21 protein-coding genes are annotated in these 20,455 nt (G+C 74.7%); 8 read left to right on the plus strand and 13 right to left on the minus strand.

Annotation, left to right across the window (positions count from 1 at the left end; all coding sequences use genetic code 11):
* Window positions 1-32: 32 nt before the first annotated feature.
* Both K353_RS28055 and K353_RS28060 read right to left on the minus strand, forming a co-directional pair.
* Window positions 33-542, minus strand: coding sequence for a Uma2 family endonuclease (locus tag K353_RS28055; RefSeq protein WP_111556305.1), 510 nt, complete (start codon window positions 540-542; stop codon window positions 33-35).
* Complete coding sequence (locus tag K353_RS28060) at window positions 539-1,822, minus strand: MFS transporter (RefSeq protein WP_111556306.1); 1,284 nt, start codon at window positions 1,820-1,822, stop codon at window positions 539-541. The genes K353_RS28055 and K353_RS28060 overlap by 4 nt, the downstream gene beginning before the upstream one ends.
* Before the next feature lie 64 nt (window positions 1,823-1,886).
* On the opposite strand from K353_RS28060, the gene K353_RS28065 reads away from it, so the two are divergent.
* From K353_RS28065 to K353_RS28075, 3 genes are all read left to right on the plus strand, one after another.
* On the plus strand, window positions 1,887-2,843 hold the full coding sequence (locus K353_RS28065) for a LysR family transcriptional regulator (protein WP_111556307.1): 957 nt from the start codon (window positions 1,887-1,889) through the stop codon (window positions 2,841-2,843).
* A 59-nt stretch (window positions 2,844-2,902) separates the two neighbouring features.
* Window positions 2,903-4,048, plus strand: coding sequence for an adenosine deaminase (locus K353_RS28070; protein WP_111556308.1), 1,146 nt, complete (start codon window positions 2,903-2,905; stop codon window positions 4,046-4,048).
* A gap of 215 nt (window positions 4,049-4,263) precedes the next feature.
* A complete protein-coding gene (locus K353_RS28075; protein ID WP_111556309.1) occupies window positions 4,264-4,740 on the plus strand; it encodes a hypothetical protein in 477 nt (158 codons plus the stop codon).
* A gap of 98 nt (window positions 4,741-4,838) precedes the next feature.
* On the opposite strand, the gene K353_RS28080 is transcribed toward K353_RS28075, so the two are convergent.
* The 5 genes from K353_RS28080 to K353_RS28095 all read right to left on the minus strand — a co-directional run bounded on the left by K353_RS28080 (window position 4,839) and on the right by K353_RS28095 (window position 8,786).
* Window positions 4,839-5,021, minus strand: coding sequence for a PspC domain-containing protein (locus tag K353_RS28080; protein ID WP_111556310.1), 183 nt, complete (start codon window positions 5,019-5,021; stop codon window positions 4,839-4,841).
* A gap of 401 nt (window positions 5,022-5,422) precedes the next feature.
* A complete protein-coding gene (locus K353_RS28085) occupies window positions 5,423-6,100 on the minus strand; it encodes a VanZ family protein (protein ID WP_158585498.1) in 678 nt (225 codons plus the stop codon).
* A gap of 145 nt (window positions 6,101-6,245) precedes the next feature.
* Window positions 6,246-6,572 carry a hypothetical protein gene (locus K353_RS33955; RefSeq protein WP_146616586.1) on the minus strand — a complete coding sequence of 109 codons (327 nt, stop codon included), beginning with the start codon at window positions 6,570-6,572 and terminating at the stop codon, window positions 6,246-6,248.
* Entirely contained in the window at window positions 6,569-8,080 is a 1,512-nt protein-coding gene (locus tag K353_RS28090) for a HAMP domain-containing sensor histidine kinase (protein WP_111556312.1), read from the minus strand. The genes K353_RS33955 and K353_RS28090 overlap by 4 nt, the downstream gene beginning before the upstream one ends.
* 28 nt (window positions 8,081-8,108) lie before the next feature.
* Window positions 8,109-8,786, minus strand: a complete 678-nt coding sequence (locus tag K353_RS28095) for a response regulator transcription factor (protein WP_199528270.1) — start codon at window positions 8,784-8,786, stop codon at window positions 8,109-8,111.
* 270 nt (window positions 8,787-9,056) lie between these two features.
* On the opposite strand from K353_RS28095, the gene K353_RS28100 reads away from it, so the two are divergent.
* Complete coding sequence (locus K353_RS28100; RefSeq protein ID WP_111556313.1) at window positions 9,057-9,875, plus strand: SigE family RNA polymerase sigma factor; 819 nt, start codon at window positions 9,057-9,059, stop codon at window positions 9,873-9,875.
* Between the two features lie 220 nt (window positions 9,876-10,095).
* On the opposite strand, the gene K353_RS28105 is transcribed toward K353_RS28100, so the two are convergent.
* The 4 genes from K353_RS28105 to deoC all read right to left on the minus strand — a co-directional run bounded on the left by K353_RS28105 (window position 10,096) and on the right by deoC (window position 14,339).
* Window positions 10,096-10,731 carry an ATP-binding protein gene (locus K353_RS28105; protein WP_111556314.1) on the minus strand — a complete coding sequence of 212 codons (636 nt, stop codon included), beginning with the start codon at window positions 10,729-10,731 and terminating at the stop codon, window positions 10,096-10,098.
* A 194-nt stretch (window positions 10,732-10,925) separates the two neighbouring features.
* Window positions 10,926-11,828, minus strand: a complete 903-nt coding sequence (locus tag K353_RS28110; protein ID WP_111556315.1) for an aldehyde dehydrogenase family protein — start codon at window positions 11,826-11,828, stop codon at window positions 10,926-10,928.
* Window positions 11,821-13,347 (minus strand): aldehyde dehydrogenase family protein, encoded by a 1,527-nt coding sequence (locus K353_RS28115; protein ID WP_233533873.1) that lies wholly within the window; start codon window positions 13,345-13,347, stop codon window positions 11,821-11,823. The genes K353_RS28110 and K353_RS28115 overlap by 8 nt, the downstream gene beginning before the upstream one ends.
* Window positions 13,348-13,352: 5 nt before the next feature.
* Window positions 13,353-14,339, minus strand: coding sequence for a deoxyribose-phosphate aldolase (gene deoC / locus K353_RS28120; protein WP_199528271.1), 987 nt, complete (start codon window positions 14,337-14,339; stop codon window positions 13,353-13,355).
* Window positions 14,340-14,472: 133 nt separating this feature from the next.
* Here deoC and K353_RS28125 point away from each other — a divergent pair, with 133 nt between their 5' ends.
* Window positions 14,473-15,063 carry a TetR family transcriptional regulator gene (locus K353_RS28125; RefSeq protein WP_111556317.1) on the plus strand — a complete coding sequence of 197 codons (591 nt, stop codon included), beginning with the start codon at window positions 14,473-14,475 and terminating at the stop codon, window positions 15,061-15,063.
* Between the two features lie 13 nt (window positions 15,064-15,076).
* On the opposite strand, the gene metG is transcribed toward K353_RS28125, so the two are convergent.
* Window positions 15,077-16,786 (minus strand): methionine--tRNA ligase, encoded by a 1,710-nt coding sequence (metG, locus tag K353_RS28130; RefSeq protein WP_111556318.1) that lies wholly within the window; start codon window positions 16,784-16,786, stop codon window positions 15,077-15,079.
* A 368-nt stretch (window positions 16,787-17,154) separates the two neighbouring features.
* On the opposite strand from metG, the gene K353_RS28135 reads away from it, so the two are divergent.
* From K353_RS28135 to K353_RS28145, 3 genes are all read left to right on the plus strand, one after another.
* Window positions 17,155-17,904, plus strand: a complete 750-nt coding sequence (locus tag K353_RS28135; RefSeq protein WP_111556319.1) for an ABC transporter ATP-binding protein — start codon at window positions 17,155-17,157, stop codon at window positions 17,902-17,904.
* The gene (locus tag K353_RS28140; RefSeq protein ID WP_111556320.1) at window positions 17,901-18,644 is read left to right on the plus strand and encodes an ABC transporter permease; all 744 of its coding nucleotides are present in this window, start codon (window positions 17,901-17,903) and stop codon (window positions 18,642-18,644) included. Before K353_RS28135 ends, K353_RS28140 begins: the two co-directional genes overlap by 4 nt.
* 195 nt (window positions 18,645-18,839) lie before the next feature.
* Entirely contained in the window at window positions 18,840-19,505 is a 666-nt protein-coding gene (locus K353_RS28145) for a PH domain-containing protein (RefSeq protein ID WP_111556321.1), read from the plus strand.
* A gap of 31 nt (window positions 19,506-19,536) precedes the next feature.
* Here K353_RS28145 and K353_RS28150 read toward each other — a convergent pair whose 3' ends face one another.
* Window positions 19,537-20,022 (minus strand): zinc-binding dehydrogenase, encoded by a 486-nt coding sequence (locus K353_RS28150; RefSeq protein WP_255410775.1) that lies wholly within the window; start codon window positions 20,020-20,022, stop codon window positions 19,537-19,539.
* Between the last annotated feature and the right edge of the window lie 433 nt (window positions 20,023-20,455).

Below are 20,455 nucleotides of genomic sequence, written 5' to 3' on the forward strand. Positions count from 1 at the left end.
CTCCCGCGCCCACCGGCCCGTGCCCGGCCCAGCTACCCGGCGTACGTGCGCAGGACGCCGGTGTCGAGCGTCCAGGGGCCGACGGTGATCACGTCGCCGAAGACGAAGTCGGTACGGCGGGTGTAGTTCGGTTCGGAGTGGACGATCCCGGTGCCCGGGCGGGGGTCGACCAGGAGGTGGAGCGGAATGCCCATGGCGGCGTAGTCGCGCGTCCTGGCCCGGTGGTCGACCTTCAGGAAGTGCGGCGCGACGACCTCGACGACCAAGAGCGGGCGGGCGGTCGGGGTCGGGAGGACGGCGAGGTCGGGGCGGCGCAGGAGGCCCAGGGCCGGGGCCTCCAAGGGCGGGGCCGGAATCACCCGTCCGGGGGGCGAGAGCTGGGCGGCCAGTTGACGGTGGATCAGTTCGACGGTGGCGCCGTGCCGGAGGTCCGGGACGAGCGCGAGGTGGACCATGCCGTCGGCGATCTCCGGGGGCCGGAGGTCCGGCACGGCGGGTACCCGGTCGGCCATCGCCCGCAGGGCGGGGTAGTCGTCGGTCATGCCCGGAGGGTAGCGGCCTCGGCGCGGCGGGCCGCGTGCGCGCGGCGGGTGGCGTAGAGGGTGACGCCGGCCGCGCAGGCCATGGCGGTGAGGGCGACGGCGGCGGTGCCGGACCAGCCGGTGGAGTGGTAGGCGTCGGCGCCGAGGGTGCCGCCGAGGCTGTTGCCCAGGTAGTAGGCGATCAGGTAGAGCGCGGAGGCCTGGGCGCGGCCGGTGGTGGCGGTGCGGCCGACGGCGGAGGAGGCGGTGGCGTGGCCGGCGAAGAAGCCGGCGGTGATCAGGACCAGGCCGAGGACCGCGCAGGCCAGCGAGTCCGCGAGCGAGAGCAGCAGGCCCGCCGTGGTGGTGCAGATCGCCAGGTAGAGGGTGCCGCGGCGGCCGCAGCGGGCGGTCAGGCGGCCGGCCGAGGCGGAGGACGCGGTGCCGACCAGGTAGACCACGAAGATCGACGCGGCCACCGACTGCGGGAGGTGGAAGGGCGCGGCGGTGAGCCGGTACCCGACCGTGTTGTAGACCGCGCCGAAGACGGCCATGAACAGCATGCCGAGCGCGTACAGCCGCAGCAGCAGCGGGTCGCGCAGGTGCCCGGCGACGGTCGCGGCCAGCGCCCGGGCGTCCACCGGCGCCCGCCGGAAGTGCCGGGCGCGCGGGATCAGCGCGCGGAAGGCCAGCACCGCGAGCAGTGCCAGGACGGCCGAGACGGCCAGGCCCCAGCGCCAGCCCCAGGCGGCCGCCGCCCAGCCGGAGACCAGCCGGCCGCCCATCCCGCCGATCGAGTTGCCCGCCACGTACAGTCCCATCGCGGAGGCCAGCGCCGACGGGTGCACCTCCTCGGCCAGGTAGGCCATCGCGGTGGCGGGCAGCCCGGCCAGCGCCGCGCCCTGGACGGCGCGCAGCACCACCAGCGTGGTGAGGTCCGGGGCGAACGGCAGGGCCACGGCGAGCAGCGCGGCGGCCAGGGTGGAGGCCGTCATCACGGCGGTGCGCCCGTACCGGTCGGACAGCGCGCTGGCCGGGAGCAGGGCGAGGGCGAGTCCGAGGGTGGAGGCGGAGGCCGTCCAGCTGGCCTGGCCGGGGGTCAGTCCGAGGTCGGCGGAGAGGATCGGCAGCAGGCCCTGGGTGGAGTACAGCAGGACGAAGGTGGCCACGCCCGCCGCGAACAGGGCGAGGTTGGCGCGGCGGAAGTCCCGGCTGCCGGGGCGCAGGCGCAGATCGGCGGGGGTGCCGGCGGGGGTGCTGGTGGGGGCGGGCGCGGACGCCTCGGTACTGGCGGGCTGCATGGCGTCGACGCTAGGACCGGGCCGGTTGATGCGTCCAATGCATCAATGCGCGATGATCCATGCCATGGCGCATCAGAGCAGCTCCGGGCCGGTCCGTCCCGCCGAACTCGGCCCCGACGCCGATGTGACGCTGCTCGCACCGCAGTTGGCGGAGTTCGCGGCGGTCGCCCGGCTGGAGCACGTCACCCGGGCCGCCCAGCTGCTCGGCATGCCGCAGCCCACCCTGTCGCGGGCCGTCGCCCGGCTGGAGGCCGGTCTCGGCGTCGACCTGCTCGCCCGGCAGGGCCGCGCCGTCCGGCTCACCCGCTCCGGCCGCATCCTGCTGGACGCCGTCGAACGGGCCCTCGCCGAGGTCGAGCGCGGCGTCGAGGCGGCCCGCGCGGAGGCCGACCCGGCGGCCGGACGGGTCGCCTTCGGCTTCCTGCACACCATGGGGACGGACGCCGTCCCCGCCCTGCTGCGCGGCTTCCGGGCCGGACACCCGCGGGTGCGCTTCCAGCTGGTGCAGGACTACGTCGCCGCGATGCTGGAGCGCCTGCGGGCGGGCGAGCTCGACCTCTGCCTGGTCTCCCCGCTCCCGGACGACCCCGACCTGGTGGCCCGCCCGCTGGACGAGCAGCGGCTGTTCCTGACCGTCCCGGCCGACCACCGCCTCGCGGCCCGCCGCCGGATCCGGCTGGCCGAGGTCGCGGACGAGCCCTGGGTGACGGTCGAGGAGGGGTACGGGCTGCGCCACATCATGGAGGGCTTCTGCGCCGAGGCCGGGTTCGCCCCGCGGATCGCCTTCGAGGGCGAGGAGGTGGAGACCCTGCGCGGCCTGGTCGCCGCGGGCCTCGGCGTCGCCCTGCTGCCGCCCGCGCTGGTCCCCCGCCCCGGCGTCGTCGAACTGGAGGTCACCGCCCCCCGCACCCGCCGCGCCATCGGCCTGGCCTGGCTCGCGGCCCGCCCGCTCACCCCGCCGGCGGCGGCCTTCCGCGACTTCGTGCTCTCGCGCCGGGGGAGCATCCTGGCGCACGACTAGCGCCCGGTCCGGCCGATCCGCGGTAGGCAATCTACGCGCGTAGGAGGTATGCTCCTGCGATGGAGAAGCAGATCGCCGCGTTCGCGGGCACGGCCCCGCGCGTTCCCACGTCCGAGCAGATCGTCCGGGCGCCGAAGGTGCTGCTGCACGACCACCTGGACGGTGGACTGCGGCCGGAGACGATCGTCGAACTGGCCGCCGACTGCGGCTACCGGGGGCTGCCGACCACCGACCCGAAGGAACTGGGGACGTGGTTCCGGGAGGCCGCCGACTCGGGGTCGCTGGAGCGGTACCTGGAGACCTTCGCGCACACCTGCGCGGTGATGCAGACCCGGGCGGCGCTGGTCCGGGTGGCGGCGGACTGCGCGGAGGACCTGGCCGCGGACGGCGTGGTGTACGCCGAGGTGCGGTACGCGCCGGAGCAGCACCTGGAGGCCGGGCTGAGCCTGGACGAGGTGGTGGAGGCCGTCAACGAGGGCTTCCGGACCGGCGAGGCGAACGCCCGGGCCCGCGGGCACCGGATCCGGGTCGGGACGCTGCTGACCGCGATGCGGCACGCCGCCCGCTCGCAGGAGATCGCCGAGCTGGCCAACCGCCACCGGGACCGCGGCGTGGTCGGGTTCGACATCGCGGGCGCCGAGGCGGGCCACCCGCCGACCCGGCACCAGGCGGCGTTCGACTACCTCAAGGGCGAGAACAACCACTTCACCATCCACGCGGGCGAGGCGTTCGGCCTGCCGTCGATCTGGGAGGCGCTGCAGTGCTGCGGCGCGGACCGGCTCGGCCACGGCGTGCGGATCGTGGACGACATCACGGTCGGCGAGGACGGCCGGGTGCGGCTGGGCCGGCTGGCCGCGTACGTCCGGGACAAGCGGATCCCGCTGGAGATGTGCCCGACCTCGAACCTGCAGACCGGCGCGGCGGCCTCGTACGCGGAGCACCCGCTCGGGCTGCTGACCCGGCTGAAGTTCCGGGTCACGGTCAACACCGACAACCGGCTGATGAGCGGCACCTCGATGAGCCGCGAGTTCGCGCACCTGGTGGACGCTTTCGGGTACACCCTGGCGGACCTGGAGTGGTTCACCGTCAACGCGATGAAGTCGGCGTTCCTGCCGTTCGACGAGCGGCTGGCGATGATCAACGACGTGATCAAGCCCGGTTACGCGGGACTGAAGGCGGAGTGGCTGTTCGGCCCGCGCGGCTGATCCGGGGCTGGTCCGCGGCTGAACCACGGCCGATCCGCAGTGCCGCGCTCCGGAGGGATGGTCCGACTTATCACTCTCCGGAGTGGACGGGCTTTGGCCGCGGGGCGGCCTTCTCACTACGGTGGGCCGGTCACTGCTGACTCGGTGTGACGGCGACGTCCCCAACTCCCGGGCGTCCGCCCCGCACCGGCCCGACCAGGACTGAGGACGCACACATGAAGCAGGCCACTCTCAAGGCCGCCGGCGCCGCCGCGCTCGGCGTCGCCTTCGCCGCCGCCGCCGCGGGCTCCGCCGCCGCCGCGCCGGTAGCCCCCGGCGGCCTCGGACTGCCGACCAGCGCGCTCACCAACCCCGGCGTGACCGGTGCGGCCACCGGCGCGGTGAGCAAGCTCCCCGGCGGCGACCAGCTCGGCACGGTGACCGGCACGCTCAACCCGGCCGCCGGCGCCCCGGCCGCCGCCCCCGTCGAGGAGCAGGCCCCGCCGGTCGCCGAGCAGACCGGCCCGGGCGGCGTCGACCAGGAGCAGGGCGCCCCGGCGGCGGCCAACCGGGTCGGCGGCCTGGACTCCGTCCCCGGCGGCCAGGGCCTGGCCCGGACCCCGGTCGGCGGCGTGGTCGGCACCCTGACCAGCCTGTCCCCGACCGGCGGCGGCGCCCCCGGCCTGCCCAGCCTGCCGGGCCTGGGCGGCTGACACCCGCGGCACGCACGGAACGGAGGGGCCGCCCCCAGCGGGGCGGCCCCTCCGTTCCGTGCGTGCCCGGCGCGGGCCCTCCCCGCGCTGCGGGCGGCTCACGGCTCCTGCGGGAGCAGCAGCCACAGCGCCAGGTAGACCAGGAACTGCGGGCCGGGCAGCAGGCAGGACACCAGGAAGATGATCCGGACCGTCCACGGGGTCAGCCCGAAGCGCTGGGCCAGCCCGGCGCAGACGCCGGCGATGACGCGGTGGTGACGGGGACGGGCGAGGCTGCTCATCGTCTCCTCCGAGGAGTGGGCCCGGCCGGTCCGTCCGGCCGGGGCGATGCCTCCATCCTGCCGCCGTGACCCGTGCTTGCGCGTCCGCCGGGAAGCCGATCCGGACCCCGGTGCGGCCCCCGCCGAGGAGGAGGCCGGTCTCGGGGCCGGCTCCGGGTCCTCCCTGAGTCCGATCCCTGAGTCCGATCGTCGTAGGAAACCAGGAAACAGGAAAAAGCTCTGATGCGTGCGGACCGCCTGCTGGCCGTCACCGTCCTCTCCGCCCTCGGTGTCACCGGCCTGACGGCCTGCGGTTCCGACGGGACCGAGCAGGGCGACGCCGCGCCCACCGCCGCCACCGCGACCGCCTCCGCCGCGGCCTCGAAGCCGGCGGCGGGCGGCGGGCTGATCCCGCCGACGGCTCAGCCCCGCGGCGCGGCCGGGGAGCGGAGCACCGGCAGCCCGGGGGCCGGGGCGGGGCGCGGACGCGTCCGGTCCCGGCCCGCCGCGCGTTCGGCCGTCGGAACCGCCGGAACCGTCGGAGCGGTCGCCGCCGGGTGCGGGGCGGCCCCGCCGGCCGGGGCCTCGATCCACGTCCCGGCGCGGTGGCGACGGTCCAGGGCGCGCAGCGGCGGCATCAGCAGCAGGTGGGCCAGCGCCGCGCCCGCGGTGCCGAGCAGCACGTCGTCCACGTCCAGGACGTGGCCGGGCGCCCAGCCCTCCAGGATCTCCAGGGCGGTGCCGAGCAGCGCGGCGGCGCCCGTGGTGCGCAGGAAGGACAGCAGCCGGGAGCGCAGCGGCGAGCCCACCGCCAGCGGCAGCAGCACCCCGACCGGGGCCAGCGGCAGCACCCCGGAGCCGAGCCGGCGGGCGGCGGCGGGCGCGCCGAGGGCGAGCGCCTGGTGCACCGAGGCGAACGGGCTGAGGTTGGGCGGGCTGGTCCAGTCGCCCGGGACCGGCCGCAGGCAGAGCCAGCCGAGCAGCAGCAGGTGCAGGCCCAGCAGCAGCCGGGCCGCCGTCCGCGACCGGTACGGCGCCGCCGGTCCGGTACCGGCCCGGCCGCTCGTCGGTCGGCGGGTCGGGCGGTCGTCGGCGGTCACGCGGTCGCTCGGTGCGGTGGTGGGCACACTCCCGGGGACGCAGGTTCCGTCCGGCCCGGTTCCCCGCGGCCCGGCCGTCCCCCGTTCGGCCGCGCCCCCGCGCGTGGCTCCCGCCGGCCCCGCCGGGCCGCCGGGGCCGCCGCGGTCAGGGGCAGTGGCTCGGGGACGGGGCGACGAACGCGCTGCTGGGGGTGGCCGTGGCGGCGGGGGCCGGGGTGGCGGCCGGGCCGGCGCTCCGGGTGGGCCCGGAGGCGGTGGGCCTGGCGGCGCCGGGCCCGGAGGCGGCGGGCGCGGGGGACGGGACGGCGCTGTCCGGGGCGAGCGGGACGGTGACCTCGTTCGGGCAGGCGGTGCGGCTGGCCGGGGCGCCGGCGTCGACCGGGACGGCGGTGGGGCGGATGCCGCAGCCGGTCAGCAGGGCGGTGGCGAGCAGGGCGCCGAGCGCCAGGAGCGGGAGTCGGCGGGCGGTCATCGCGGGTCCTCCGGCCCGGGGGCGGGCGGCTGGGTGAGCGGCAGGGTGAGGGTGAAGACCGCGCCGGGGCCGTCCGGGTTGTTGGCGGCGGTGATGTCGCCGCCGTGGATGCGGGCGTTGGCCTCGGCGATGGACAGGCCGAGGCCGCTGCCCTCGGAGCGGGCCCGGCCCTTGTCGGCCTTGTAGAAGCGGTCGAAGACGTGCGGCAGCACGTCCTCCGGGATGCCGGGGCCGCCGTCGGAGACCGACACCACCACGGTGTGCGCCTCGTCGTCCTGGCGGACCTTCACCCTCACCGGGGAGCCGCCGTGCTTGAGCGCGTTGCCGATCAGGTTGGCGAACACCACGTCCAGGCGGCGCGGGTCGACCACGGCCAGGATGCCGCGCGGCGCGTCCAGTTCGACCGCGTCGTACCAGGCCCGGCCGTCGATGCAGGACATGATCAGGTCGGCCATGTCGACCTCGTCGGCGACCAGCTTGGCGGTGCCCGCGTCGAACCGGGTCACCTCCATCAGGTTCTCCACCAGGCCGGAGAGCCGGCGGGTCTCGGAGACCACGATCCGCACGGCCGGTTCGATCATCGGGTCGAGGACGTCGGCCTCGTCCTCCAGGATGTCGGTGACGGCGGTCATCGCGGTCAGCGGGGTGCGCAGCTCGTGCGACATGTCGGCGACGAACCGGCGGGACTGCGCCTCGCGCGCGCTCAGCTCCGCGACCTGCTCCGACAGCGACTCCGCGGTGCGGTTGAACGTCCGTGCCAGGTCGGCGAGTTCGTCGTTGCCCTCGACGTCGAGCCGGGTGTCCAGCTCGCCCTCGCCGAGCCGCCGGGCGGCGTCCCCGAGCCGGCGCACCGGCCGCAGCACGGTCGCCGAGGCGGCCTGGGCGAGCAGTGCCGAGCCGACCAGGGCCAGCAGGGTGGCGATCGCCAGCGAGACGCCCAGGGTGTTCAGGTCGGCCCGCTCGTTCTGCAGCGACTTGAACATGTAGGCGGTCGGCCCGCCCGGCACCACCTTCGTCCCGCCGACCACGTACGGCCCGGCCAGGTTCACCCGCTGCCAGTACAGGTGGTACTGGTACGGGTTGCCGGGGCCGGTCTCGCGCGGCTTGTCCACCGCGGTGAGCAGCGCGGCCGGCACCTGGCGCAGGCCGAACGCGATCGGGTCGGAGGACGCGGTGCAGTCCGGCACCGAGTCGTCCACCACCACCACGTCGTACGCCAGCCCGGAGCTGGCCACCTGCACCGCCAGCGCCCGCAGGTCCGCGCAGGACGGGTGCAGCGGCAGCTGCGAGACGTTCCGGGTCAGCGAACCGCGGAAGTCGTTCAGCGCGGTGTCCTGGGCGCGCTTGAGCACCGCGTCGCGGTTCAGCCAGTAGGCGATGCCGGACGCGGAGACGGCGGTGACCAGCGCGACCGCGGCGAACACCGCGATCAGCCGGACCCGCAGCGAACTGAGCCGCCGCCAGGACGCCGAACGGGCCCGGCGCGGCGCGGTCTGATGGTCGGTCAAGAAGGGCTCACCGGTCGGAGGGGGAGGGTCACGCGGGCGGGTCGAGACGGTAGCCGACGCCGCGCACGGTCCGGATCAGGGTCGGTGCGGACGGCACGTCCTCGACCTTCGCCCGCAGCCGCTGCACGCAGGCGTCCACCAGCCGGGAGTCGCCCAGGTAGTCGTGCTCCCACACCAGCCGCAGCAGCTGCTGGCGGGAGAGCGCCTGCCCGGGGCGGCGGCTCAGCTCCAGCAGCAGCCGCAGCTCGGTCGGGGTCAGCTGGAGGTCCTGGCCGTCCTTGGTGACGGTCATCGCCGAACGGTCGATCACCAGGCCGCCGTACGCCGCCGAGTCCGAGTTCTCCCGCTCGCCGCGGCGCAGCACCGCGCGGATCCGGGCGTCCAGCACCCGGGGCTGCACCGGCTTCACCACGTAGTCGTCGGCGCCGGACTCCAGGCCGACCACCACGTCGATGTCGTCGGAGCGCGCCGTCAGCAGGATGATCGGCAACTGGTCGGTGCGGCGGATGCGCCGGCACACCTCGAAGCCGTCGATGCCGGGCAGCATCACGTCGAGCACGATCAGGTCCGGGCGCTGCTCCTTGAACAGGCGCAGGCCGTCCTCGCCGGACGCGGCGGCGGCCACCCGGTGACCCTGGCGGGTGAGGGCGAGTTCGAGGCCGGTGCGAATGGCGTCGTCGTCCTCGATCAGAAGCAGGAAAGACACGGGGGTCATTGTGTCCCACCCCGCCTCCGGAAGCACCCACCCGGGTGACCCCCGGCGCACCGGGAACCGGACCGCGCGGCTCCGGCGTCCGGATCCGCGGGGCACCCGACCGGTACGGACCGCCCCCCTTGTGACAGCCCTGTGACAGTCGGCGGACACCGCCATGACGCGCGGACGGCAGGATTTTCCTCGTCGCCGCAGGACGGCGCCGGGCCGGTGCCCGGAGCCGCGGCGGCGCAGATCCGCTCGTACCGACCATGGGGGTGCCCGATGACCGCAACGCTGACGACCCGAAACGCCGGGCCGCGTTCCGCCGTCCTCGGCACCAACCGGCCGCGGCACGAGGAGGAGAACGCCGGCACCGTGCTCGTCCGGGGGTGCGCGCACAGCGCCGGGACCCGCCGCCCGGTCGTGGGGACCAGGAGCGGGGACACCGTCCACCACCGGACCGGGAACCCGGTGGCGGGCCGGACGCTGCGGCTCGCGCCGCAGACCTTCCGGGGTGAGCAGGCCGACCAGGGGGCCGCGCCGGGGGAGCGGCCGGCCGCCGCGGCGGACGAGGCGCGCGACATCGCCGAGTTCACCGCGTACGTCCGCGAGCGCCGCGCCTCCCTGTACGCCACCGCCTACCACCTCACCGGCGACCGCCACGAGGCCGAGGACCTGCTGCAGAGCGCGCTCTTCTCCACCTACCGCGCCTGGGGCCGGATCACCGACAAGGCCGCCGTCGGCGGGTACCTCCGCCGCACCATGACCAACCTGCACATCTCCGCCTGGCGCCGCCGCAAGGTCAACGAGTACCCGACCGAGGAGCTCCCCGAGCACGCCGGCGACACCGACGCGATGGGCGGCACCGAGCTGCGCGCCGTGCTCTGGCAGGCGCTCGCCAAGCTGCCCGAGAACCAGCGCACCATGCTCGTGCTGCGCTACTACGAGGGCCGCACCGACCCGGAGATCGCCGACATCCTCGGCATCAGCGTCGGCACCGTGAAGAGCTCCATCTGGCGCGCGCTGCGCCGGATGCGCGAGGACGAGCAGCTCAACCGCTCCGGCGACACCGTGCACGCCTTCGGCGAGCTGGTCGCCTGAGCCGCGCCGGCCGCTGAGCCGCGCACGGCGCACAGGACTCCCGTCGGGGGACGGGGCAGCGGGGGGAAAGAGGGGGAACGGGGGGAAGGGCACGGGACGCGGCGGCCGACTCGGGGGAGACGGCCGCGGGGGGAGGTCCCGGACCCGGACGGAACGGGCGGGGCCCCGGTGCGGGGGAGACGGCACCGGGGCCCCGCCCGCTCCCGTCCGTCCCCGTCGCTCAGACCAGTTCGGCGGGCAGCTGCCGGGCCACCGCGGCGATCCGCCGGCCCGCCTCCAGGCCCGAGCAGGCGTACGAGCCCAGCTCCACCTGCCGGGCCACGATGCCGCGCTCGGCCCGCATCAGCCGCAGGCCCCGGCGCACCAGGTACGGCACCGACTTGCGGCCCTCCCGGACGTCCCGCCGGAACCGCCGCCAGGCCGTCGTGGCCGGCTTGTTGCGCAGGCACAGCGCGTCGCCCAGCAGGCCCTCGGCCGCGCACCGGCGCACCAGCTCGGCGGCGAAGATCCCCTCCGCGACGAAGCCCGCCGCGCCGTCCAGCTCCAGCCGGCGGCTGCCCGCCCGGCCGTTGTCCGGGATCGAGTACACCGGCACCTCGGCCCGGCCCTCGAAGACCAGCGCCCGGATCGCCGCCATCGCCTGCTCCGCGTGCCAGGACAGCGGCGAGTCCCAGTCCGTCCCGCCGCCGTCCGGCAGCTGCGGCAGCGTCGGGTCGTCGCCGTCCTTGTAGAAGTCGTCCAGTTGCAGGACCGGGAGCCCGCTGCGCTCGGCCAGCGAGGACTTCCCCGACCCCGAGGGGCCCGACAGCAGGATGACGCGGGATATCGGGCGGCGGTTCAGCGGGGTGTCACTCACGGGAAACCAGTCTGAGGCATCGGAGGGGCAGCTCGGAACCCGCCGGCCGGCCCCGTCACGCAGCGTGCGGGCATGGGGACGGGCCCGCACCAGGGGGGGAGAAGTGCGGGCCCGTCACGGCCGCCCGGGCCCCGGGGGGGGGGTAGGGCACTGAGGACGGCCGGTCTGTGTGGAGTTGGCCGGTCGGCCGGGGGCTAGATGCCCATCGGGTGCCAGACCGTCTTCGTCTCCAGGAAGGAGAGCAGCCGCCCGGTGCCGGGCTCGGCCGTCCAGTCCTCGGCGGACGGGTCGGCGGCCGGTCGGACCACTCGCTTCAATGTATCCGCCGCCGACTCCTCCAGCGCGGCCGCCGCGCCGGGCCCGTCCGGGGCGATCGCCCCGGCCAGGTCGAGCGCGTTGACGTCCTGGTGGGAGGCCAGCGTCGGGGCGAGGTCCGCGGTGCGGCCGGAGAGCAGGTTGACCACGCCGCCCGGCACGTCCGAGGTGGCCAGCACCTCGCCCAGCGACAGCGCCGGCAGCGGGGCCCGCTCGGCCGCCGCGACCACCACGGTGTTGCCGGTGGCGATCGCCGGGGCGATCACCGAGACCAGGCCCAGCAGCGAGAAGCCGGCCCCGGCCTGCGGCGCCAGGACGCCGACCACGCCGGTCGGCTCCGGGGTGGACAGGTTGAAGAACGGCCCGGCCACCGGGTTGGCGCCGCCCGCGATCTGCGCGACCTTGTCGGTCCAGCCCGCGTACCAGACCCAGCGGTCGACCGCCGCGCCCACCAGCGCCGCCGCCCGCCCGGCGCTCACGCCCTCGGCCGCCGCCACCTCGGCGGCGAACTGCTCCCGGCGGCCCTCCAGCATCTCGGCCACCCGGTACAGCACCTGCCCGCGGTTGTACGCGGTGGTGCCCGACCAGCCCTTCACCGCCGCGCGGGCCGCCAGCACGGCGTCCCGGACGTCCTTGCGGGTGCCCAGCGGCGCGTTCGCCAGCCACTGGCCCTTCGTGTCGGTCACCTCGTACACCCGCCCGCTCTCCGAGCGCGGGAACTTCCCGCCGACGTACAGCTTGTAGGTCTTGAAGATGTCCAGTCGGACAGTCTGCTCAGACATCGAGGTACGCCTCCAGACCGTGGCGGCCGCCCTCGCGGCCGTAACCGGACTCCTTGTACCCGCCGAACGGCGAGGTCGGGTCGAACTTGTTGAAGGTGTTCGCCCACACCACGCCCGCCCGGAGCCGGTTCGCCATCCACAGGATGCGCGAGCCCTTCTCCGTCCAGATGCCGGCGGACAGGCCGTACGGGGTGTTGTTGGCCTTCTCCACCGCCTCCGCGGGGGTGCGGAAGGTCAGCACCGACAGCACCGGGCCGAAGACCTCCTCGCGGGCGATCCGGTGGGCCTGCGAGACGCCGGTGAACAGGGTCGGGCGGAACCAGTAGCCCGCGCCCGGGAGTTCGCACTCCGGGGCCCAGCGCTCGGCGCCCTCCTGCTCGCCCGCGGCGGCCAGCTCGGTGATCCGGGCCAGCTGCTCGGCCGAGTTGATCGCGCCGACGTCGGTGTTCTTGTCCAGCGGGTCGCCGACCCGCAGGGTGCCCATCCGGCGCTTGAGCGCGTCCAGCAGCTCGTCCTGCACCGACTCCTGCACCAGCAGGCGGCTGCCCGCGCAGCACACGTGGCCCTGGTTGAAGAAGATGCCGTCGACGATGCCCTCGACCGCCTGGTCCAGCGGCGCGTCGTCGAACACGATGTTGGCGGCCTTGCCGCCGAGCTCCAGCGAGAGCTTCTTGCGGGTGCCCGCGACCTGCTTGGCGATCGCCCGGCCCACCGGGGTGGAACCGGTGAAGGCGACCTTGTCGACGCCCTCGTGCGCGGTCAGCGCGGCGCCGGTGCGGCCGTCGCCGGTGACGATGTTCACCACGCCCTTCGGCAGGCCCGCCTGGCGGCAGATCTCGGCGAAGCGCAGCGCGGTCAGCGGGGTGGTCTCGGCCGGCTTCAGCACCACCGTGTTGCCGGTGGCCAGCGCCGGGGCGACCTTCCAGGCCAGCATCAGCAGCGGGAAGTTCCACGGGATGACCTGCGCGGCCACGCCCAGCGGGCGCGGGTTGCGGCCCCAGCCCGCGTGGTCGAGCTTGTCGGCCCAGCCCGCGTAGTAGAAGAAGTGCGCGGCGACCAGCGGCAGGTCGACGTCGCGGGTCTCGCGGATCGGCTTGCCGTTGTCGATCGTCTCCAGCACCGCCAGCTCGCGGCTGCGCTCCTGGATGATCCGGGCGATCCGGAACAGGTACTTGGCGCGCTCGCTGCCCGGCAGCGCCGACCAGTCGGCGAACGCCCCGCGGGCCGCCGCGACCGCGCGGTCCACGTCCTCCGCGGTGCCCTGGGCGAACTCGGCCAGCACCTGCTCGGTCGCCGGGTTGACGGTCTTCAGCGCCTCCGAGCCGGAGGAGTCGACGAACTCGCCGCCGATGAAGTGGCCGTAGCTCGTGGCGATCTCGCCGGCGGCGGCCGGGGACTCGGGGGCCGGGGCGTACGCGAACAGGCCGGAGCGGCGGGCGGGCGGCTGCCCGGCCGGGGGCGTGGTCGTGGTCGGGGTCGGGGTTCCGGTCTCGGTCCCGGTCTTCTTGGTCTTGGCCATCGTCCTCAGTCCACCGTCACGTAGTCGGGACCGGAGTACCGTCCGGTGCTCAGCTTCTGGCGCTGCATCAGCAGGTCGTTCAGCAGGCTGGAGGCGCCGAACCGGAACCAGTGCGGGCTCAGCCAGTCGTCGCCGAGCGTCTCGTTCACCATCACCAGGTACTTCATCGCGTCCTTGGTGGTGCGGATGCCGCCGGCCGGCTTCACGCCGATCTGCACGCCGGTCGCCGCGCGGAAGTCCCGCACCGCCTCCAGCATCAGCAGCGTCACCGGCGGGGTCGCGTTCACCGCGACCTTGCCGGTGGAGGTCTTGATGAAGTCCGCACCGGCGATCATCGCCAGCCAGGACGCCCGGCGGACGTTGTCGTACGTCTGCAGCTCGCCGGTCTCGAAGATCACCTTGAGGTGGGCCGCGCTGCCGTCCGGGCGCGCGCAGGCCGCCTTGACCGCGCGGATCGTCTCGAAGACCTCCAGGTAGCGGCCGGAGAGGAAGGCGCCCCGGTCGATCACCATGTCGATCTCGTCCGCGCCGGCGGCGACCGCCTCCGCGGTGTCCGCCAGCTTCACCGGCAGGCCGGCCCGGCCGGACGGGAAGGCGGTGGCCACCGAGGCGACCTGGATTCCACTGTCGCCCAGCGCCGCCTTCGCGGTGGCCACCATGTCCGGGTACACGCAGATCGCCGCGACCCGCGGGGCGGAGCGGTCGGACGGGTCCGGGCTGAGGCCCTTCGCGCACAGCGAGCGGACCTTGCCGACGGTGTCCGCGCCCTCCAGGGTGGTCAGGTCGATCATCGAGATGGCCAGGTCGATGGCGAGCGCCTTGGCGGTGGTCTTGATCGACCGGGTGCCGAGGGTCGCGGCCCGCGACTCCAGACCGACCTGGTCGACCCCGGGCAGGCCGTGCAGGAAACGGCGCAAGGTGGCCTCGGACGCCGCGACGTCCGCGAGACCGCCGCCCGCGGCGCCGGGGGCGTTGGCTGCAAGAGTGGACATAGTCACCAGAGCAGCATATCTACGCGCGTAGGAAGCCGGTAGGGCGGGTCGGTTTCGAGTCCTGACCGAAATCTGCCCGCTCCCGGCGCGGGCGGCGTCCCCGGCCCCGCGCCGCCCCGGGGACAATGGCGGGATGGACGGCGGCACGAAGGCGCGGGGGCGGCGGCCCGGGGGCGAGGACACCCGGGGGGCGGTGCTGGCGGCGGCCCGGACGGAGTTCGCGGCGCGTGGCTACCAGAAGGCCAGCATGCGGGCGATCGCCCGGGCCGCCGGGGTGGACCCGGCGCTGCTGCACCACTACTTCGGCAGCAAGGACCGGCTGTTCGCGGCGGCGCTGGAGTTCCCGTTCGACCCGCGCACGGTGGTGGAGCAGGTGTTCGCGGGCGACCCGGCGACGGTCGGCGAGCGGGTGGCGGGCTTCGTGCTGGCGCTCTGGGAGCAGCCGGCCGTGCGGGAGCGGCTGCTGGCGCTGGTGCGGACGGCCGCCGCCAGCGAGGAGGTCGCGGCGCTGATGCGCGGCTTCATGGTGACCGAGCTGGTCGCCCGGGTCGCGGACCGGCTCGACGTGCCGGAGCCGGAGCTGCGGGTCGAACTGGTGATGGCGCAGGTCGTCGGCCTGGCGGTGGCCCGGTACGTGATCGCGGTCGAACCGCTCGCCTCGGCACCCCCGGAGGTGCTGGCCCCGCTGCTGGGCCGCACCGTCCAGGGGTACCTGACGGGCTGAGGGCGGGGCCGGGTCAGGCCTGGCCGCCGCCGAAGCGCTCGGTCCAGGCGGCCAGGTCCTCGTCGGTGATCTTGGCGAAGAGCACCGGCGGGACGGTGAAGCCCGTCCCGGCCGGGACGGACGACAGCGCGCGGGCCTCGTCGGCGGACACCCAGGTGCGGGTGTCGCCGTCCAGCGCGAAGGACTCCCGGATCGCCTTGGCCGCGGCCGGGATGAACGGCTCGGAGACCACCGCGTACAGGTGGATCAGGTTGATCGCGGTGCGCAGGGTGCGGGCCGCGGCCTCCGGGTCGGTCTTGATCTCGGTCCACGGCGCGGTGACGTCGAGGTAGGAGTTGCCCGCCGACCAGAGCGCGCGCAGCGCCTGCGCGGCCTTGCGGAAGTTCAGCGCGTCGAGCTGGGCCTCGTACTCGGCCAGCAGCTCGGCGATCTGCCCGCCCAGCCGCTCCTCCGCCGCGCCGTTCGCCGCGCCGGCCGGGACCTCGTCGCCGAAGCGCTTGCGGCTGAAGGAGAGCACCCGGTTGACGAAGTTGCCCAGGGTGTCGGCGAGGTCCTTGTTGACGGTGGCCGCGAACAGGTCCCAGGTGAAGCTGGAGTCGTCGGACTCCGGGGCGTTCGCCATCAGGTAGTAGCGCCAGTAGTCGGCCGGCAGCAGTTCGAGCGCGACGTCGGTGAAGATGCCGAGCTTCTGGCTGGTGGAGAACTTCCCGCCGTAGTACGTCAGCCAGTTGAACGCCTTGACGTAGTCGACCTTCTTCCACGGCTGGCGCGAGCCGAGGAGGGTGGCCGGGAACATCACGGTGTGGAACGGGACGTTGTCCTTGGCCATGAACTCGGTGTACCGGACGGTGTCGTCCGCCTCGTACCACCAGGAGCGCCAGTCGCCGCCGGTGGCGTCCGCCCACTCCTTGGTGGCGCCGATGTACTCGATCGGGGCGTCGAACCAGACGTAGAACACCTTGCCCTCGGCGGCCAGTTCGGGCCACACGTCGGCCGGGACGGGGACCCCCCACTCCAGGTCGCGGGTGATCGCGCGGTCCTGGAGGCCCTCGGTCAGCCACTTGCGGGCGATCGAGGAGGCCAGCACCGGCCAGTCGTCGCCGTTGGCGGCGATCCAGGACTCCACCTCGTCGGTCAGCTTCGACTGGAGCAGGAACAGGTGCTTGGTCTCGCGCACCTCCAGCTCGGAGCTGCCGCTGATCGCCGAGCGCGGCTCCAGCAGGTCGGTCGGGTCCAGCACGCGGGTGCAGTTCTCGCACTGGTCGCCGCGGGCCTTGTCGTAGCCGCAGTGCGGGCAGGTGCCGACGATGTAGCGGTCCGGCAGGAAGCGGCCGTCGGCCACCGAGTACACCTGGCGGATCGCCCGCTCCTCGATGAAGCCGTTGGCGTGCAGCTCGCGGGCGATCTCCTGGGTGATCTCGCGGTTCTGCGGCGAGGAGGAGCGGCCGAAGTGGTCGAAGGACAGCTGGAAGCCGTCGTAGACGGCCTTCTGCTGGTCGTGCGCCCGGGCGCAGAACTCGGCCACCGGCAGCCCGGCCTCCTGGGCGGCCAGCTCGGCGGGGGTGCCGTGCTCGTCGGTCGCGCAGATGTACAGCACCTCGTGGCCGCGCTGGCGCAGGTACCGGGAGTAGACGTCCGCCGGGAGCATCGACCCGACCATGTTGCCCAGGTGCTTGATCCCGTTGATGTAGGGAAGCGCGCTGGTGATCAACTGCCGAGTCATCCTGGGGGACTCCCATGCTCTCCGGCGGGCGCGCCGGGAGCGCGGCCGCGGACGGGTTCAGAGGGGCCGGTGCGGGGCGTTTCGGCTGCCGTCCGGCCGACGCAATCGTACCGAACCGGGGTGTCCCGGCCGTGCCGCTTATCGGCGGGCTGTCAAGGGGGGAGCGCGTGGTTCGTCCCGGGCGCCGTCGCGGCGGGCGGGGGCGGGAAGCGGCCGTTCGCCGGATGCCGGGCGGGGGCGGTGGGCGGGGGCCTCCGCGGCGGCTCGGCGAGGGGCTCGGCGGGGGCTCGGCGGGGGGCTCGGCGAAGGGCTCGACGCGGGCTTGCCGGGGGCTTGACGGGGCTGGTGCGCGACAGGAAACTCATCACATGATGAATTCTCCGGCGGGGCCGGTCGACGGCCCCGCGATCAGGGTCGAGGGACTGGTGGTGCGCCGCGGCGCGGCCACCGTGCTGCCGGGGCTGGACCTGGAGGTCGCCCGCGGCAGCGTCACCGGGCTGCTCGGGCCCAGCGGCTGCGGGAAGACCACCCTGCTGCGCAGCGTCGTCGGCGTGCAGCGCACCGCGGCCGGGACGGTCACGGTGCTCGGCCGCCCGGCCGGGTCCGCCGCGCTGCGGGACCGGGTCGGGTACGTCACCCAGGCCCCGTCCGTGTACGGCGACCTGACGGTCGGGGAGAACCTCGACTACTTCGCCGCCGTCCTCGGCGCCCCGCCCGGCGACCCGGCCCGGGTGATCGCCCTGGTCGGCCTGGACGCCCACCGCCGCACCCCCGCCGCCCGGCTCTCCGGCGGCCAGCGCGCCCGGGTCTCGCTCGCCGCCGCGCTGCTCGGCCGCCCCGAACTGCTGGTCCTGGACGAGCCCACCGTCGGCCTCGACCCCGTCCTGCGGCAGGAGCTGTGGGAACTGTTCCGGGGCCTCGCCGTGGACGGCGCCACCCTGCTGGTCTCCAGCCACGTCATGGACGAGGCCACCCGCTGCGACCGCCTGCTGCTGATGCGCGAGGGCCGCCTGCTCGCCCACGACACCCCCGCCGCGCTGCTCGCCGCCACCGGCGCGGCCGACGTCGAGAACGCCTTCCTCACCCTCGTCCGGACCGGACCGGAGGACCCCCGGTGAACCACGCCGCCCGCCGCACCCTCGCCACCGCCGGCCGCGTGCTGGCCCAACTGCGGCACGACCCGCGCACCGCGGCCATGCTGCTGCTGGTGCCCTGCCTGCTGCTCGTCCTGCTCAGGTACATGTACGACGGGCAGCCCGGCACCTTCGACCGGATCGGCCCCGAGCTGCTCGGCGTCTTCCCGCTGCTGGTGATGTTCCTGGTCACCTCGGTGGCGATGCTCCGCGAACGCACCGGCGGCACCCTGGAACGCCTGCTCACCATGCCGCTCGGCAAGCCCGACCTGCTGCTCGGCTACGCGCTCGCCTTCGGCGCCGTCGCCCTGGTCCAGGCCGCGCTCGCCTCCGCCCTCACCCTCGGCGTGCTCGGCCTCCACGTCGCCGGGCCGACCTGGACGCTGTTCGCCGTCGCGGTCGCGGACGGGCTGCTCGGCACGGCGCTCGGCCTGCTGGTCTCCGCGTTCGCCGCCACCGAGTTCCAGGCCGTCCAGTTCCTGCCCGCCGTCCTGCTGCCCCAGCTCCTGCTCTGCGGGCTGTTCGTGCCCCGCGCCCGGATGGCGCCCGTGCTGCGCTGGGTCTCCGACGTGCTGCCGCTCTCCTACGCCGTCGACGCGATGGGCCGCACGGCGGCGCACGGCGGCGTGAGCGGGCGCGTCCTGGCCGACCTCGCCGTGGTGGCCGGCAGCGCGCTGCTCGCGCTCGGCCTCGCCGCCGCCACCCTGCGGCGGCGCACCGGCTGACCCGGGCGGCGGCGGGGCCGGACGGGCCCGGCGGGGCTCGGCGGGGCTTTCGCGGGGTCGCCGCAGGGCCGTGGCGGGGCTCGCGCGGGGCTTTCGAGAGGCTTCCGCGGGGCTTTCGCGGGGCGGTCATTCGTGACCGTCCCGTGCCCGGGTCGCCATTGGGGGCGGCCGTGGGCCTGGGGCAGAATCGACGGCATGACCGAATCCGACCGGACACCCCACCAGGGTTCCGCCGCCGACGAGCCCGTGTACGCCGACCGCGTGTACCGCTCCGTCCCCAGCGTCATCGCGGGCGTCATGATGCTCGCCGTCGCCGCCTGGCTGATCGTCGACGCCGTGGTGTCCGGCACCGGCGCGACCCCGTGGGTCGCCCTCGCCGCCGCGCCCGTCTTCGCCTTCCCGGTGATCGCCTACACCCTGCGGCCGGTGGTGCGCGCCAACGACCGTCGGCTGCTCGTCCGCAACCCGCTGCGCACGATCGTCGCGCCCTGGGCCACGGTCGAGGGGCTCAAGGCCGGCTACTCGGTCGAACTCTTCGCCGCCGGACGCAAGTTCCAGGTCTGGGCGATCCCGGTCTCGATCCGCCAGCGCAAGAAGGCCACCCGCCGGGCCGGCCGCGCCGCCGCCGCGGGCGACCCGCACCTCCCGGCCCGGCCCGTCGGCAAGACCGCCCGCCCGGACCAGCTCGACCCCACCCGCGCCTGGTCCGACGCCGTGGTCACCGCCCTCCAGGAGCAGGCCGAGCGCAACGCCCCCAAGCCCTCGGCGGCCGGCGAACTGCGGGCCACCTGGTGCTGGTGGGTCATCGCCCCGACCCTGGCGGGCCTGGTCGCGCTGGTCACGGTGATCGCGGCGACCTGAGCGCGGAGGCCCGGATCTTCCGGGGTTCGACTCAAGGATTCAGCGCGACGACGTACTTGCCCTCGCCGCGCCCGGCGGCCAGCAGGTCGTGGGCGGCGGGGACGTCGACGAGGTCCGGGAGGACCGTCACCGGGGTGGCGAGCGCCCCGGTGGCCAGCAGGTCGAGGGCGCGGCGGACGGCGGCGGCGACCTTCGCGGGAGCCTGGACGAGCAGCCCGCCGTGGCTGAAACCGGTGAGCGTGGCGTTGGCCCCCAGCAGCCGGGTGAGCGGCGGCAGCGGCGCGGGGCCCGCCCCGCTCGCGTTGCCGAACAGGACGATCCGGCCGCCCGGCGCCAGCAGATCGAGGTCGAGGTCGAGCGCGGCGGCCCCCAGCGGATCGAGGACGAGGTCGACGCCGCGCCCGCCGTTCGCCGCCCGCACCTCCTCGGCGAGGCCCGCGCCCCGGACGTGCACCGCCTCGTAGCCGTGCCGGCGGCATCGACCTACTGGACGTGCTGCGCGCCCCCTCCGACCCAACCCGGATGACCGTCGTGGAGAACCTCGGCCACGAATCGGCTTGACGCCCCTTCAGTTGATCAGCGGCGTTCCTGGGGGCTGGATGTGAATGTTCGTCATAACCTGATGGTGCGTCTGCTTCCTTCCAGGGTTGGGATTCTCTTGATTTGACTGTGGTTTGTTGACGAATTTGGCATCTGTGCAGCTTGTAGGCTTGCTATGGGCGCGTCAATGTGATCGACGATCCCTGATTCTAAGAATTTCTTGATGATCATTCGGGACAATATCGGGCATCTCGATGCGAGGGCTTGACCATTTCTTCATGAAGGCTGCATTGTTCCCGTCCGAATGCCTTCCCATCGGGGGTGGGCTGCTGGGAGGGAGACCGTGCGCGCCATGTCCGATACGACCTCACCGAGACGCCGTCGACGGTGCACTCGGTCCGACGGGGGAG

This window comes from Kitasatospora sp. SolWspMP-SS2h (assembly GCF_003259315.1).
Classification (GTDB): domain Bacteria; phylum Actinomycetota; class Actinomycetes; order Streptomycetales; family Streptomycetaceae; genus Kitasatospora; species Kitasatospora fiedleri.